We start from the raw sequence: 15558 nt of genomic DNA, 5'->3' as shown, positions 1-15558 counted from the left end.
TGATAATAAATGTGTTGTCTCTAATAAATATTTTGTTATTCTCTGCGCGGGTGCTTGGATCAATCTGGTTCAAGCATATTGCAAGGACCAGAAAGAGAAAAGCCCCGGAAAATATATTGTATATTAACCGAGGCGGACTCAAAAACAGACAATTTGATTCTGCCTCCATTTTTATCGGAGTGCAAGAGGAAATGAAAAAATATTCTTTAATCGGGCTAATGATCGTCTCGATGATAATATCGAGTCACGTATTATTAGAGAGTAAATATCATCTTTACTCATACCAAACAATGGATATTTAATGATTCGGGTTAATATAGTTTTTATTTTATATTAATCTTGTGGGGGAGCGATCCCCCACAATTTCCTGCCTTCATTATTGGGTTTGAATCTAAGCACCCTAACTTATAATAAGAGGTAACAGATTATTGTTACCTCTTATTATTATATTAAATATAAAAAAAGCCGACCTCTATTTTGGTCGGCTCCTAGATAGGAAAATATTGCGCGGAAGGCATGTAAAGCGCAAGAAAAACAACAAAGTGTCAATATCAAAGCTCTAGCAATTTACAAAAGGTTTAAAACTTCACTTCCTGCTAATAAATAAGCACCAGCACCATAATCCATATTATGTTCAAACTTCACGTCACGAGGGTTAAATGCTGGAAGTTGAACCCAACCTATCATGCCATTGTCATGAATACAGGTTTGTAATGCCGACCATGCTTTATTTAAAGCAGGAAAATAAATTTCATTCTCTAATACTCCCTGATTAATTCCCCATGCTAGTCCATAACAAAATAGTGCTGTTGCTGAACTTTCTGGTGCAGGAAAATTATCAGGATCGAGTAAACTTGTTCGCCAAAAACCATCTTCATGTTGATAATCTAGAATGGATGTCGCTAATTCTTTAAACAGTGCGATATAACGCTCTCGACCATGATAATCATCAGGCATATATTGAAGAATGCGAGGTATTGAAGCTAAAACCCAACCAATGCCACGACTCCAAAACACTTTTTTGCCGTTAGCTTCACGTAATTCATTACCTTTACCATCAGGAATATAACGATGATCACGGAAAATAAGCCCTGTTTCAGGATCACGCAAATGGTCTATCGCATCCCAATAAGCTGTGTGCATATAATCTAAATAACGTCGCTCATTGGTAATTTCAGCAAGTGCCGCAAATCCCGGAGGTGCCATAAAGAGTGCATCACACCACCACCAATCCTCTCGACCAAGTTTTGGCTCATTAAGCATAATATCAAACGCTTTGATTGTCGGTTCAACCACTTCAGATTGCTCAAAAAGCGGGCTGATAGCTAGATAAGCTTGTGCACAAACATGATCATCTGCAAAACGTGCGTTGGGACCTGTTCTAAATCCAGTATGTAAAGTGTAATTCAGCACACCATTGAGATACTCTTCATCTTGTGTTACTTGCCATGCTGCACTAACACAACTCCATAAAACACCACGTTCCCAATCGGTATCTTTAATAAAACGGGTTTTACCACTACGGCGACGAACACTGCGAACTTGATTAGCTGATTGGTAACGATACACTCGCTTCATGTTTTGTAATACAAGCTCTCTTTGCAAAGTATCTGTATTAGCGTGTTCCATCCTATTTCTCCATAAAATTAACGAGCTAACCAACCACCATCAACCGCAATGGTATACCCAGTAACATAATCGCTCGCTTTGGATGCTAAGAAAATTGCTGGACCTGCAACATCTTCAGAAGTTCCCCATCGTCCTGCTGGAATACGTTCTAAAATAGCTGCATTACGTGCCTCATCAGCACGAAGCGCGCTAGTGTTATCTGTTGCCATATAACCCGGAGCAATTGCATTAACATTAATATTGTATTGAGATAATTCCGTTGCCAATGCACGGGTTAACCCCATAACTGCGGATTTACTCGCTGTGTAGGAAGGAACTCGAATACCGCCCTGATAAGAGAGCATAGAAGCAATATTAATTATCTTTCCTCCTTCACCTTGTTTAACAAATTGGCGAGCTACTTTTTGGGATAAAAAAAACAATGTTTTCTGATTAATATCAATCACATCGTCCCAATCTTTCTCACTAAATTCTAATAGATCTTCTCGACGAATAATCCCTGCATTATTCACCAAAATATCAATACGCCCCATAACAGAAACGGCTTCATCTACCAGCGCTTGTAACCCATCTTGTTTCATTAAATTTTGTGTAATGTAATGAAAACGACGACCCAAAGCCTCTACTTGCTGGCGAGTTTCAGGTGCATCTTGAATACCCACACCCACAATATCTGCACCCGCTTTGGCTAAACCAATAGCCATACCTTGACCTAAACCTGTATTACAACCTGTAACAATAGCAATCTTGCCATTTAAATCGAATAAATTCATAGCGGTAACCTCTCAGGTGTGGCTTTATTGCCACACCTTTTTTATTAGTAGGGTAAGAAGAAAATGTGACTATTTATGGTTACTTCAGATCTTTCATTGCCACATGATCCATATCGTGGAAGACCTGATTTTCACCAACCATTCCCCAAATAAAGGTATAAGATGCAGAGCCCACACCTGAGTGAATTGACCAGCTAGGACTGATAACAGCTTGTTCATTGCGAACAACCAAATGACGAGTTTCCGTTGGTTCTCCCATATAATGGAATACTACGTTGTCATCTTTCATATCAAAATAGAGGTACACTTCCATGCGACGCTCATGAGTATGGCATGGCATGGTATTCCATAAGCTACCTGGCTCAAGCATCGTCATGCCCATTGATAATTGACAGGTTGGTAACACTGAAGGGTGTAAGAATTTATAGATAGTACGAACGTTACAGTTTTCTGTATTACCAATTTTTTCTGGTGATGCTTGTTGTTGCGTTATTTTGCGTGTTGGATAAGTATGATGAGCCGGCGCACAGTTCATATAAAAACGAGCCGGAGTTTCCATATTATTACTCATAAATTCAACACTTTTAGCGCCCATTCCGATATAAATGGCTTCACGAGGACCAATATCAAACACTTCACCATCAACAACTACTTTACCAGCGCCACCAATATTAATGGCACCTAGCTCACGTCGTTCTAAAAAGAAATCAACGCCTAAGGCTTTACCCGCCATTAATGCTAAAGGTTGCGTTGTAGGAACAATACCGCCAACAATAATACGGTCTATATGGCTATAAGTGAGATTCATTTCCCCTTCACAGAATAGGTTCTCTATCAGGAACTCCTTGCGAAGTCCTTCTGTATCAAGCCTTTTAGCATGTTCACTATGAATTGGCTGACGAATTTCCATTATAAATACCTCATTTTTACTGATGGGTGCATAACTGAAAAGCTATACATTTTCCCCGGATACAGAGTAAATATGATTTCCTCTGATGAATGTATCGGTGAGATGAAAACATTCATCCACCACAGCAAAGCTGGCTTGTTGCCCTACTTTGATATAACCCAATTTATCGCCGATACCGAGATACTCCGCAGGGATCGCAGTCGCCATTTGTACAGCTTCCCACTCAGGTATGTGCGCAAGTTTCACCATATTTCGCAATGCACTATCTAAACTACAGGTACTCCCAGCCAAAGAGCCATCGGCTGTTTTAGCTTGACCTTGAGTAACACTCACTGTTTGTGCGCCTAGCGTATAATCACCATCAGGCAACCCCCCGGCACGCATACAATCTGTAATTAACGCGATTTGTTGATAACCTTTCATGCGATACGCTAATTGCATCATCACGGGATGGACGTGAATGCCATCGGCAATCAATTCCGCTAATACATTGTGATATAACACTGCACCACAACATCCCGGTTCACGGTGATGAAGCCCCGTCATACCGTTATACAAATGCACGCCACAATCAGCACCATGCAAAAACGCATCTGAAGTTTGCTCGTAAGTTGCCGCTGTATGCGCCACACTTGGCTTAATACCTCGATTGACCAACCAATCAATCGCATCTATTGAACCTTGTGCTTCTGGCGCAACAGCGACACGCAATAATGTGTCACCTGCACTTTCGAGCAGTGTTTCTAACTCTGATATTGTCGGTGCTTTAAGATATTTCACAGGATGAGAGCCTCGATGACGCTCAGTAAAATAAGGCCCTTCCAAAAAGCTCCCAAGTAACAACGCACCGGATGTTTGTGGCTTTGATAAGAACTCACGTACTTGTGATAATGCGAGGCGAATATCATCTATAGGTGCAGTAACCGTTGTACCAACCCACGCAACAACACCTGTTTTCACTAAAGCATCAGCAATGGTTTGCAACCCTTGTTCAGTCGCATCCATGACATCCGCACCTTCACGACCATGAATATGGATATCCACAAAACCGGGTAATAATGATTTCCCTTTTAGTCGAATAATGGGGCAATCTGTTGGTGCTTGTGAGGTGATCGATTCAATGACATCACCCCTAACACAGACATAATAGAGATAACGAATTCCTTCAGGCGTAAATGTTCTATCTGCCAAAATCGCATATCGCTGACTCATAAGCCGTCTTCTTCATCAGCATTATTACTGTCTATTTGTGCTAATTGCTCACGAATATCTTGAATACTGTCTTGACCTATTTCGCGTAATGTTTGCACTAACTCTGATGTTGAACACCCTTCTCGTTCAAAAGCTGCATTAACAATCATCGGTAAATTCACACCCGCTAATACCTCAACAGCAGGATTTTGCATCATAATGGCCATTGCTCGATTACAAGGGGTTCCACCGGGTAAATCTGTTAAAAACAGATATTGCTGACATGACATTGAGTTAATCGCTTCACGCATTTTTTCTTCAAGTTCATCAGGAGAAATTGACTCAACAAAATCGATAAATGCGATATCGTCTTGCTCACCAGCAATCGCTTTTACGGCTGATGCCATACCAGAAGCAAAATTAAGATGTCCTGAAACAATAAGTCCTATCATGAGTGACTCCTTGCGGGCAGCAGAAGACTCTCCTACCCGTTTATAGCAAGTTAATAATGTATTTCGATTGACAATAACGACGGTGGTAAAGGCTCTCTGTTATAAGAATCCTAATACGTGGCCGACAACGCCAAATGCAAGAGTTGAGAAAATTAATACTGGAGGTTTACCCCAAAAACCGGTGCTTTTTACCATTTTGTACATCAGGAAAACTAAGCACAGAGGCAGTAAATTCGGCATGATTTTGTCAAAGAGCGCGCTTTGCAATTCGACCACCTTTCCTCCCAGCTCTAACGAGGCGGTGGTTTGCACCTTGATAAAGGTTGCGGAGAGCGCCCCAATGACAAAGATCCCCATAATATTGGCGGCTTTGGCCAGTTTTTCAGTGGCATCACTCATATTGACCATCGCGGCGGTTCCCGCGCGATACCCCATAAACATCAGCCCGAAATACACTAAAAAGTGCACTATTTGATATAAAAAGAAGAAAACAAAAGGTCCCGCAATCGAACCTTCCATTGCAATAGATGCACCCAATGCTAATGTCAGTGGCATTAAGGTCATATGATCGATAGCGTCGCCAATGCCTCCTGTTGGCCCCATTCCTGCAACTTTCATCACGTTAACAGTTGATGGTTTTTCTTTGTTTTCTTCCATTGCAACGGCTGTACCTAATAAAAAGGTAAACAGTTTAGGGCTGGCATTAAAGAATTGCAGATGGTTTTTCAGTGATGTTGCATAATCGCGTTTATTATTCCCATGGATCTTCTTTAATGCTGGAATAATTGAGAAGGCAAATCCACCACCTTGCATACGTTCAAAGTTAAAGTTACCTTCCATAAATAACCCTCGGAACGCACACTTCCAAAGATCACCTTTAGTGATAACTTTTCTGACCGTAGTATCTTGGTACTCATCAATACCATCAATCAAAGAACCCGTTTCTGGTTTATCCTGTGTTTTCAATGCAGTGCTGTTATCAGATACCATCTTCGAAATCCTCATTTTGCTGACTTGTGTTTTTGTTGTTACCACTAAAGAAGAAGTAGAGTGCGGCAGCTGATGCGCCTAAAATTGCAACCGCCATAATTGGGAGTTTTAAATAAGTTGTCATGACGAAACCAATAAAGAACACACCTGCAACTTCTTTTGACCACATGATTTTCAACAACATTGCAAAACCAATAGCCGGAACCATCTTCGCACCAATACCGAGGCCTTCAAGCAACACTTTTGGGGTATTATCATCAATCCACTGAGCTGCATGTTCACCGAAATAGACAGTTACGAAGGCAACTAATGCATAGAGTAATGAACGTACTATAATCGTGATAATCAGTAACCGAGACACACCACCAGCATCGGCTCTTTCTGCGTATCTATCGGCTTTTCCCATAGTGAACGCCGTCATTGCAAAGAAGCCAATCACCAACATTTGCATTAACACAGCAATTGGCATACCAATACCCATAGCAACTTCAGGTGATTGATTTGTCATTACCGCAAAAGCAACCGCAGCAATAGTGCCTAAAGTTACATCTGGTGGCTGAGCACCAGCGTTAGGAACAAGCCCTAACCAAGCAAGTTCTAATGTTGCGCCTGCAATCAATCCAATCTGCATATCGCCCATAATCAGTCCGACAACAGGCCCTGTAATTAATGGACGATGGATATTTAATGCAACGTCATACTTATCTATACCGCAAAAGAAGGCCCATAAAGCCACTAAAGAAGCTTCAAAAATCATAAATAATCCTCAAACCTGCTAATGCAGGTTTTTTTTACTCAGGAATTTATCAAGCAGATGCGAGTGTTAATACATCAACAGGAGTCTGATCGGGAGTGTTTTGAATTGTGCAAGTTACCCCATTTGCAACAAGGCGTTTAAACGCATCAATATCGGTTTCATCAACGGATACTGTTTTTGCAATTTGACGTTTCCCTTCATGAAAATGCATATTGCCAATATTACAGTGAGTAATGGGCACACCACCTTCCACTAAACGGGCAACATCTTTTGGGTTATTACACAACACAAAAATTTTCTGGCGAGGTGATGCTTTACTAATAACATCAATGGTTTTTTGAATAGAGAAGAAGCGAACAGCATATTCGCCCCCTGCTGATGCTTTCATTCCAGCTTGCATAAATGCGGCATTTGGGCCTTCTGCTGCGTCATCATTAGCCACTAAAATCAGGTTTGCTTCTGTATGTTTTCCCCATGTAATGCGGATTTGACCATGGAGTAAACGTTCGTCAATGCGGGTCCAGACAATATTCGGTGTGTTCATGATTAGCTCTCTTATTATATTTTATTAATTTAAAGCAGACTGTGTGTCGTCTTTTTTGTATGAGAACGGATAAATAGTGACGCCTTGTACAACGCGGTTGATTTCTCCTGTTGGAGACGGGTTATCAGGCGTATTCCCTAGTGCAATGGAACTGTGAAATGCGAATGATTGCGCCAACATCAAGTAAGGGAACAATAGCGCCACATCTGAACAGTTCTCTAACGCAGGAATATAAACAAAACTCTCTGGCGAAAAAGCTTTATCATTTCGTGCGGTGATCGCGATCACCTTGCCTGATGCATTATCGTGAATAACCTCTCGTAATAAGTCAGTCTCGTATTGACGAGTGTAAGGATCATTTGAGAAGAACATCACCACTAAAGTTTCTTTATTTACAATAGACTTAGGTCCATGTCGAAAGCCTAATGGAGTATCAAAGCTCGCTACCACCTTACCGGCTGTAAGCTCTAACATTTTCAGCGCAGCTTCTTGCGCTAAACCTTGCAATCCACCGCTTCCTAAATAAATAACCCGTTTAAACTTACCCGCGTATTTATCTCGAATAATTTGATTCGCTTTATTAAACTGCGCTTTATAGTGACTAAAAAAAGGTGCGATAGAATCACTAAAGACGTTATCCCCTAAAAAAATAGTCACTGCAGCCATCATCATGGATGAAAAGCTAGAAGTCATAGCTAAAGAACGGTCATTGGATTCTTCAGGCATCAACAATGCCAATGCACTACTGTTGTTTTGGCAATACTGATAAAGCTTGCCATTTGCATTACATGTCAGCACTAAGTGATGACATTGAGATAGGCATTCAGTCGCAATATCTAACGCTGCCACACTTTCAGGACTATTCCCTGAGCGCGCAAAAGAGATTAATAACGTTGGGATGTCTTCTGCTAAATATTCTTGTGGATCAGCCACTAAGTCGGTTGTTGCAATCGCATCTACTCGGCGTTTTGTATGACCACTTAAAATAGGAGCTAATGCTTTTCCAGCAAATGCGGACGTACCTGCACCTGTTAAAATAATTCGCGCATGAGGCTCTGCGAGCGCTTTATCTAAAAAAGCTTCAATATCAGCACGTTTCTCTTTTACTGATTGCCACGTTTTCTTCCAACATTCTGGTTGTTGCTCAATTTCTTTCGCAGTCCAAAATGCATTCAGTTGCTCTAATTTAGCGGTCTGATAGCTTAAATATTCCATGGTTTCCCTCAATTAATGGACATAGCACGCATCGGCATACACCGATAACACATCACGAATTTTCGCAATAACAAAAGATTCAGGGGAGCCGTCAATCATGCCTTCTCTAAATTGGGTAAATTGATAAGGGAGGTATTGGCTCAGTAACGGCAATGGAATTGGTTTAACGGATAAGTTATCCATTAGCGTATCGATAGCAGCATTAATTTCAGCATCAGGCCAGTAATAACGGATACGATCACTAAAACTATACACTCGAGCAAAGGCTTGTTGACGCTCATCACCGTGATAATATTTTTGCCAAAATCCAGGCTCACGGCACATCAGTTGTTCCATTTTTTCACGCAATTTAGAACACTGTTCTTGAGGGAATAATGTTTCTTCAATGGCGCAAAGTGCATATAATCCTTCGCGCATTGCAAAGGTTAATGCGGGTCCTACTTTTAAAATGGCAAAATGATCATGAACGAGTTGTTTATAAGCCGCTTGGGTTTGATAGTCCGTAGAATGGGCTTCAAAAACTAGATGAGAATAATCGTTCACGACTTGGCTTAATGATTGTGCTTCTTCGGATTGGTAATCAATAATCCCTGTATGATCGAACTCAACGCCGGGTTGAACCACCAAACCAATAACACGTTCCCAACAATCACCTACACCAGCATGTTGAAAAGCTTGGCGATGGCATTCTAAGGTTTTACGTGCAGCATCAGGTGAAGTAACTTCAACAGTATCAAGCTCTTCAGCGGCACCACCCGGCACTGGCACTTCGGTACCAACCACATAGACAATATCACTATAACCAAAAGTCTCTTTTGCTGTCTGTTCTGCAATAACAGCAAGACGTGCAGCACGGGATGCCACAATTTCATCAGTTAAAGGAACAGGATCGTCAGCACAAGACATACTGCAATCAAGGTGGATTTTTTTGAAACCAGCGGCAACATAATGTGCAATCAACACATCTGCATTCGCCATCGCTTCTTCAGCGTTTAGATGTTGCCAACGGTTAGGCCCCAAATGGTCACCACCAAGAATAAGTTTCTCGATAGAAAAACCGACATTTTCAGCCTGTTCGATAACATATTGGTAGAAGTCAGCGGGAGTCATTCCCGTATAACCACCAAACTGATCAACCTGATTAGAGGTGGCTTCAATTAGCAGAAAGGAATCATTATCCAGCGCTTGTAATAGAGCTGCTTCTATTACTAAAGGATGGGCAGAACAAACAGAATAAATACCATTCTGTTTGCCTGATTTGTGTTGCTGAACAATCTTTTCTAAAGGATGCATTAAATACTAACTCCATAATCAACACCGGCGGTGTTGCTAATGGAGTTAGCAAATTACGATGCCTTATCGTCGACGATAATCACTTCGATTTTGTGATCTTTCAGTTCCTGAATATATTCTTCAGGGATACCTGAGTCGGTCACTAATATATCAATATCACCAAATTCTCGGATCATATGACAGCTGCGTTTACTGAATTTCGTAGAATCTGCAACCGCAATAATCGTTTCTGAGATATCACACATTAAACGGTTAAGGCTGGCTTCCTGTTCATTGTGTGTAGTAATACCAACACGTAAATCGAATCCGTCAACACCTAGAAAAACCTTATCAAAACGGTAATTTCTAAGACTATTTTCAGCTTGTGAGCCTGAAAAAGACAACGCACTTTTTCGCAATACACCACCGGTCATTAATACTTCCACACCTGAGGTATTTGCTAACTCCATTGCGACATCCAGACCGTTAGTCATGACCACTACATTTTCGCGCGACTTTAAGTGTGTCGCGATTTCGCGAGTAGTTGTCCCCGAGTCAAGAATGACGGTGTCTCCATCCTTTATCAGCGTTGCGGCTGCTTTCCCGATTAATGTTTTTATGCCCGCATTTTGTCCACGTTTTTCGTGGATACTCAATTCGGCAATAAATCCTGTGTTAGGAATTGCTGCACCATGAGAGCGAACGATATAACCATTTTTCTCAAGAAAACTTAGATCGCTGCGGATAGTGACACTTGAGACTTTAAATAATTCAGCGAGATCTTCGACTCTGGCTTTACCTTGCTGGTTTACCATATCGAGGATTTCCATACGCCTCTCAACTGCCGCTTTCACTTTCGTCTCCTTACGAAACCAAAAGACTTTCTTTCGATTGGTTTCGAATGTAGTTTACTACGCCAATTTTAACCGACAATGCAAAAAAACAAAACTTTTGATCTCTTTCACAAAGTTTCGATTCATCATCGAATGCTTACGATTATTTTCGTGTCATTTCAATGATAGCCTTCAGGCCATCAGTTTCCAATAAATAAAATGATATAACGCAACACTATACTTATGATTACACCACATACAGCTAGATAAAACACAATAATATAGATTTAATTTCGTCTTATCTCACAAGGTACAGATTAAAACTTCATGGCATTCATTTATTTTCGAAAAACAAATCAAAATAAATAGCTCAAATAGTCAATAGAATATGAAATAGTATCGAATCGAAAGTATTTTCATCGAAAATAACGGTGTTTAACTTTCGAAAAAACCTTTCATTTGCTTTCGTTGTTTCGTATTTGTGATTTTAATCTCTTTTGTTTTGATAAATTTTACGTAATGTAACAGGATAAAAAAGAAACTCAGGAAATGACTAATGGCATTAAATCAACCTGCTTATTTTCATATGATGGCAAAACCTACAAGCTACCACTGTAATATTAAGTGTGAATACTGCTTTTATCTGGAAAAAGAAAATATTTTTCCAGATGAAAAAAAAGAGACAGGCCATACTGTGATGCCAGATAGTGTGCTTCGTCGTTATATTAAAGATTATATTCAATCACACAGCGGTGATCAGGTTGATTTTTCTTGGCAAGGTGGAGAGCCAACACTTGCAGGATTGGCTTTCTTTGAACAAGTTGTCAAATACCAAAAACAATTTGCTAACGGTAAGACAATTACAAATAGTGTACAAACCAATGCAATTGCCATTAATCGCCAATGGGCACAATTCTTTGCTGATAATCACTTTCTATTAGGCGTTTCAATTGATGGTATTGAAGCTGTTCATGATAAATATCGTATTTCTGTCAATGGAAGCCCTACTTTTGAACGAGTAAAACGTGCAATTAAATTACTCAATGAATATGGCGTCGAATTTAATACACTCACTGTCGTTAATGACCAAAACTGGAATAAAGGAAAAGAAACTTATCAAGCCTTAAAAGAATTAGGTTCTACTTTCTTTCAATTTATTCCCATCGTCGAAGTCGATAGACGCTTTCCTCATACTCATGGAGGACATTATGCACCGGGCCCTAATGCACAATTAGCGCCTTTTTCTGTTCCAGCAGAAGGCTATGGACAATTTATGGCTGAAGTATTTGATGAATGGGTACGGCAAGGCGATATCGGGAAAATATATATCCGCTTATTTGATAGTTTATTAGGCACATGGATGGGATATCCTGCATCAACCTGTATTCAATCTAAAACCTGTGGTCAAGCATTGATCATTGAAGCCAATGGCGATGTTTACTCTTGCGATCACTATGTCTATCCCGCCAATAATTTGGGCAATATTCATCAAAACAGCCTTGCTCATATAGTCACATCAAAACAGCAACAGCGCTTTGGCCAAAATAAATATGATAAACAAACAAGCCTTTGCAAACAGTGTGAAGTGCAAAGCTTATGTTATGGCGGTTGCCCTAAACATCGCATTATTGCTATTGAAGGCGAAAAATATCGCCATAACTACCTATGTCGCTCTTATAAAAAAATATTTCACCATACCGCGATAGGCATGCAATTAATGCAACAAGCTATTTCACGTGGGGGCCTTGCTAGTGATGCACTTCCTGCGATGAAAAAAAACTACTTAAAGTAACTCTTTTTATTTTATCTTGTTTATTCTGGAGACAATCCGTGATCTTACCTTCTGTTAAAAAAAGCTTACTCGCTGGGCTGATTGCTACGTCATGTTTAAGTATTCCAATCACTGCCAATGCAGGTGGTACACCTGAAAAGCCGAATATTTTGCTGATAGTGATGGATGATTTAGGTACAGGGCAACTTGATTTTGTACTGGATACCTTAAATGCCGATGAATTAGCACAAAGACCAACACCGTCGCGTTATGAAGGCGATATCAATAAGATGGTTGAAGCTGCACGCATTGCAATGCCAAATGTCAGTCAAATGGCTACAAATGGTGCCAAAATGACCAATGCATTTGTTGCTCATCCTGTTTGTGGACCATCTCGAGCTGGTATTTTTACGGGGCGTTCTCCTGCAAGCTTTGGTACTTATAGCAATGATGATGCTATTTTAGGTATTCCTAAAGATATCAAACTATTGCCTTCACTTTTTCAAGAAAATGGCTATGCCACAGCCAGTATTGGAAAATGGCACAATGCAAAAGTGATCCACAAACCGAAAATTAATGAAAGTAAGCAAACTCGTGATTATCACGACAACATGATCTCAACACCAGAAGTAGGTTACGCGCCCCATGAACGAGGTTTTGATTATGACTTTAGCTATTACGCATCGGGTGTGGCTTTATGGAATTCGCCTGCATTTTGGCGTAATGGTGTCAATGTTCCCGCGCCAGGTTATACCACGCATCTGTTAACGGATGAGACCTTAAAATTTATTGATGAGCACAAAGATAAACCATTCTTTATTAATCTCTCCTATAGCGTTCCTCATATTCCGTTAGAACAAGCCTCACCCGCTAAATATATGGAGAAATTTGATACTGGCAATGTTGAAGCAGATAAATACTTTGCTGCCTTAAATGCAGCCGATGAAGGCATTGGTCAAATAATTGCAAAATTAAAAGCAAATGGTGAATTAGAAAATACACTTATCTTTTTCTTATCCGACAATGGCGCAGTTAATGAATCACCAATGCCAATGAATGCAATGGATAGAGGCTTTAAAGGACAAATGTTTAATGGTGGGGTCAGAGTGCCTTTTATTGCTTATCAACCTGGCACTATTCCAGCTGGTACAAAAAGTGATGAGATGATCTCCGCACTTGATATTTTACCGACTGCGCTACAAACAGCAGGTATTTCTATTCCTGACAATCTAAATATTGAAGGGAAAAACATCATGCCTTTACTCAAAGGTGAAACAACAAAATCCCCTCACAACTATCTTTATTGGGCAGGTCCTGGCACTAAACATTACAGTGAAGAAAACCAAGAGTTTTGGCACGGATATCACCAATGGATAACCTATCAACGTAAAACACCGCCTATAAATCCTAATTTAGAAAAACTCTCTAAAGGTGCTTGGGCTGTGCGTGATGGTGAATGGGCACTCTATTTTTATGATGACGGGAAAAATCAGCCTCAACTTTTTAACGATAAAAACGATCCGGCTGAATCAATCGATCTTGCTAAACAAAATCCACAAAAAGTGACAGAGCTAAAAAATGCGTATTACCAGTGGATCAAAGATAAGCCAAAGCCCGTTCTTTGGGGACAAGATCACTATCAAATATTAGTGGATTCTGCAAAACCTTAATATTCAACTTCCGTTTTGTTTCGCAAGGATGCGTCTTTTTTCTGAGATACGAAAATGGCTATTAAAATTGCATCTTCAGCACGTCCAAAACTCCCTTATGAGCACCCAAACGTAGAAATCTATCAACGCTTATTTAAGGAAAATATTATTCGACGATTAGTCAGAAAATCAGCTTATCGTCGCTATGATAAAACGATCACTCACTTTTTTAATGATGAAAATCAGTCACTTTTCTCTTTATGTGAAATGTTGACACAGTATGTCACTCAGGCTTTTCATCATTATCAAGTCTGGGGTTACTCCCATGCTTATTATCCCGGCAGTCCTGGACAACAAACCGCCAGAACAGATGCCCTTGAAGGAGTGAGTCGAGTTCTTCCTTTATTGGCGGCATGGATTGTCAGTAGCAAAAAAAGCACCTTAATGGGATTAAATCAGCAAGCATTTAATTTACCATTAATGATCAAACAAAGTTTTATTCATGGCACTGATCCGCTTCATAAAGGCTATTGGGGAAAACTTGAAAATTACGATCAAAGAATTTGTGAGGCCGCGGATTTAGCGCTCACACTCTGGATAAGCCGTGAATGGGTTTGGAATACATTAACACCTGCTACACAACAACAAATTATTGTTTGGTTTGAACAAGTTAATCACTGTGAAATTGTTGATAATAATTGGCATTTCTTCCCTCTTACCGTCCAGTTTGTGATTAAAGCACTCACAGGAAAAGACACGATTACCCATTGGCGTTATGAACGATTAAAAGAATTTTATGTTGGTAATGGATGGTTTCGTGATGGTGCAAAAGGTAATTATGATTACTACAATGCGTGGGGTTTTTACTATTCACTATATTGGTTAGCGCAAATTGACCCTCAATTCGATGCGGCATTTATTACTCAATCACTTAACACCTTTAATCAACATTACCTTTATTTTATGACCCCAAAAGGTATTCCTTTTTTTGGTCGTAGCGCCTGCTACCGCCTTGCGGTTTCTGTGCCATTATTAGCGGGTGTCGATTTACATTGCCCTTCAGTCAAAGTAGGCGAGGCAAAACGCGCCTTTGAAAGTAGCCTACGTTATTTTATTTCTCAAGGCGCATTAAAAAACGGTGCGCCAACTCAAGGTTTATTTAATCACGATCCCCGTTTAGTTGATAACTACAGCGGTCCTGCTAGTAGTTTTTGGTCATTACGTGCCGTCATTATCGCGCTTTATTGTGCCGATCGAATCAATTTATGGCAAACACCTTCACTTCCTTTACCCATAGAAAAAGATAACTTTCGTTTCGAAATTCCTGCAATTCAAGCTTTAGTAACTGGAGTGAAAGCAACGCAAGAGGTAACCATCATTTTTTGCGAAGATTATACGACTCAGCAAACCCCATTAACTCGCCGTTTAGAAAAACAAACCTTAGCACAAAAAGTCGCAGAAACCGTGATAGGACAGTCTAGACGACCGAAAAATAATTTATTACGCAAAGGGATCACTAATTATAGCTCGAAAATGGCACATTTTTTCTAATCACCTTTCATTTGCTTTCAG

15 protein-coding genes are annotated in these 15558 nt (G+C 40.1%); 4 read left to right on the top strand and 11 right to left on the bottom strand.

Annotation, left to right across the window (positions count from 1 at the left end; translation table 11 throughout):
- Positions 1-302: hypothetical protein (locus tag ABN080_RS11990; RefSeq protein WP_349441149.1), on the top strand; the 302-nt coding region annotated here is incomplete at its 5' end.
- Positions 303-567: 265 nt separating this feature from the next.
- On the opposite strand, the gene ABN080_RS11985 is transcribed toward ABN080_RS11990, so the two are convergent.
- The 11 genes from ABN080_RS11985 to agaR all read right to left on the bottom strand — a co-directional run bounded on the left by ABN080_RS11985 (position 568) and on the right by agaR (position 10587).
- Positions 568-1629, bottom strand: coding sequence for a glycoside hydrolase family 88/105 protein (locus ABN080_RS11985; RefSeq protein ID WP_349441148.1), 1062 nt, complete (start codon positions 1627-1629; stop codon positions 568-570).
- A 17-nt stretch (positions 1630-1646) separates the two neighbouring features.
- Positions 1647-2402, bottom strand: a complete 756-nt coding sequence (gene kduD, locus ABN080_RS11980; RefSeq protein WP_196553968.1) for a 2-dehydro-3-deoxy-D-gluconate 5-dehydrogenase KduD — start codon at positions 2400-2402, stop codon at positions 1647-1649.
- 79 nt (positions 2403-2481) lie between these two features.
- Positions 2482-3312 (bottom strand): 5-dehydro-4-deoxy-D-glucuronate isomerase, encoded by an 831-nt coding sequence (kduI, locus tag ABN080_RS11975; protein WP_349441147.1) that lies wholly within the window; start codon positions 3310-3312, stop codon positions 2482-2484.
- A 42-nt stretch (positions 3313-3354) separates the two neighbouring features.
- Positions 3355-4524, bottom strand: coding sequence for an N-acetylglucosamine-6-phosphate deacetylase (gene nagA / locus ABN080_RS11970; RefSeq protein ID WP_349441145.1), 1170 nt, complete (start codon positions 4522-4524; stop codon positions 3355-3357).
- Positions 4521-4955, bottom strand: a complete 435-nt coding sequence (gene agaF, locus ABN080_RS11965; RefSeq protein WP_072069317.1) for a PTS galactosamine/N-acetylgalactosamine transporter subunit IIA — start codon at positions 4953-4955, stop codon at positions 4521-4523. The genes nagA and agaF overlap by 4 nt, the downstream gene beginning before the upstream one ends.
- 99 nt (positions 4956-5054) lie before the next feature.
- On the bottom strand, positions 5055-5945 hold the full coding sequence (locus tag ABN080_RS11960; RefSeq protein ID WP_072069318.1) for a PTS system mannose/fructose/sorbose family transporter subunit IID: 891 nt from the start codon (positions 5943-5945) through the stop codon (positions 5055-5057).
- Positions 5935-6702: a PTS N-acetylgalactosamine transporter subunit IIC gene (gene agaW, locus ABN080_RS11955; protein ID WP_196553964.1), complete on the bottom strand. Its 768-nt coding sequence runs from the start codon at positions 6700-6702 to the stop codon at positions 5935-5937. The genes ABN080_RS11960 and agaW overlap by 11 nt, the downstream gene beginning before the upstream one ends.
- 49 nt (positions 6703-6751) lie before the next feature.
- On the bottom strand, positions 6752-7246 hold the full coding sequence (agaV, locus tag ABN080_RS11950) for a PTS N-acetylgalactosamine transporter subunit IIB (protein WP_349439317.1): 495 nt from the start codon (positions 7244-7246) through the stop codon (positions 6752-6754).
- 24 nt (positions 7247-7270) lie between these two features.
- Entirely contained in the window at positions 7271-8461 is a 1191-nt protein-coding gene (locus tag ABN080_RS11945) for an SIS domain-containing protein (RefSeq protein ID WP_349441144.1), read from the bottom strand.
- 12 nt (positions 8462-8473) lie between these two features.
- Complete coding sequence (gene kbaZ, locus ABN080_RS11940) at positions 8474-9754, bottom strand: tagatose-bisphosphate aldolase subunit KbaZ (RefSeq protein WP_072069321.1); 1281 nt, start codon at positions 9752-9754, stop codon at positions 8474-8476.
- Positions 9755-9807: 53 nt separating this feature from the next.
- The gene (agaR, locus tag ABN080_RS11935) at positions 9808-10587 is read right to left on the bottom strand and encodes a transcriptional repressor AgaR (protein ID WP_036912386.1); all 780 of its coding nucleotides are present in this window, start codon (positions 10585-10587) and stop codon (positions 9808-9810) included.
- A gap of 535 nt (positions 10588-11122) precedes the next feature.
- Between agaR and ABN080_RS11930 the strand changes: the two genes are divergently transcribed.
- From ABN080_RS11930 to ABN080_RS11920, 3 genes are read left to right on the top strand one after another with little or no spacing between them, the layout of a single operon-like run.
- Positions 11123-12358, top strand: coding sequence for an anaerobic sulfatase maturase (locus tag ABN080_RS11930; protein ID WP_349441143.1), 1236 nt, complete (start codon positions 11123-11125; stop codon positions 12356-12358).
- Positions 12359-12396: 38 nt separating this feature from the next.
- A complete protein-coding gene (locus ABN080_RS11925; RefSeq protein ID WP_349441142.1) occupies positions 12397-14007 on the top strand; it encodes a sulfatase family protein in 1611 nt (536 codons plus the stop codon).
- Positions 14008-14061: 54 nt separating this feature from the next.
- Positions 14062-15537, top strand: coding sequence for a DUF2264 domain-containing protein (locus tag ABN080_RS11920; RefSeq protein ID WP_349441141.1), 1476 nt, complete (start codon positions 14062-14064; stop codon positions 15535-15537).
- Positions 15538-15558: the final 21 nt, after the last annotated feature.

It is taken from the genome of Proteus sp. fly-1089 (assembly GCF_040138965.1).
GTDB classification, from domain to species: Bacteria; Pseudomonadota; Gammaproteobacteria; order Enterobacterales; family Enterobacteriaceae; genus Proteus; species Proteus vulgaris_B.
The sequence above is the reverse complement of the archived record's forward strand: the minus strand, read 5'-3'. Positions and strand labels throughout refer to the sequence as shown.

Coding starts and splice junctions, on each gene's coding strand:
- ABN080_RS11985 (WP_349441148.1), bottom strand. CDS start 1,629: ATGGAACACGCTAATACAGATACTTTGCAAAGAGAGCTTGTATTACAA.
- kduD (WP_196553968.1), bottom strand. CDS start 2,402: ATGAATTTATTCGATTTAAATGGCAAGATTGCTATTGTTACAGGTTGT.
- kduI (WP_349441147.1), bottom strand. CDS start 3,312: ATGGAAATTCGTCAGCCAATTCATAGTGAACATGCTAAAAGGCTTGAT.
- nagA (WP_349441145.1), bottom strand. CDS start 4,524: ATGAGTCAGCGATATGCGATTTTGGCAGATAGAACATTTACGCCTGAA.
- agaF (WP_072069317.1), bottom strand. CDS start 4,955: ATGATAGGACTTATTGTTTCAGGACATCTTAATTTTGCTTCTGGTATG.
- ABN080_RS11960 (WP_072069318.1), bottom strand. CDS start 5,945: ATGGTATCTGATAACAGCACTGCATTGAAAACACAGGATAAACCAGAA.
- agaW (WP_196553964.1), bottom strand. CDS start 6,702: ATGATTTTTGAAGCTTCTTTAGTGGCTTTATGGGCCTTCTTTTGCGGT.
- agaV (WP_349439317.1), bottom strand. CDS start 7,246: ATGAACACACCGAATATTGTCTGGACCCGCATTGACGAACGTTTACTC.
- ABN080_RS11945 (WP_349441144.1), bottom strand. CDS start 8,461: ATGGAATATTTAAGCTATCAGACCGCTAAATTAGAGCAACTGAATGCA.
- kbaZ (WP_072069321.1), bottom strand. CDS start 9,754: ATGCATCCTTTAGAAAAGATTGTTCAGCAACACAAATCAGGCAAACAG.
- ABN080_RS11930 (WP_349441143.1), top strand. CDS start 11,123: ATGGCATTAAATCAACCTGCTTATTTTCATATGATGGCAAAACCTACA.
- ABN080_RS11920 (WP_349441141.1), top strand. CDS start 14,062: ATGGCTATTAAAATTGCATCTTCAGCACGTCCAAAACTCCCTTATGAG.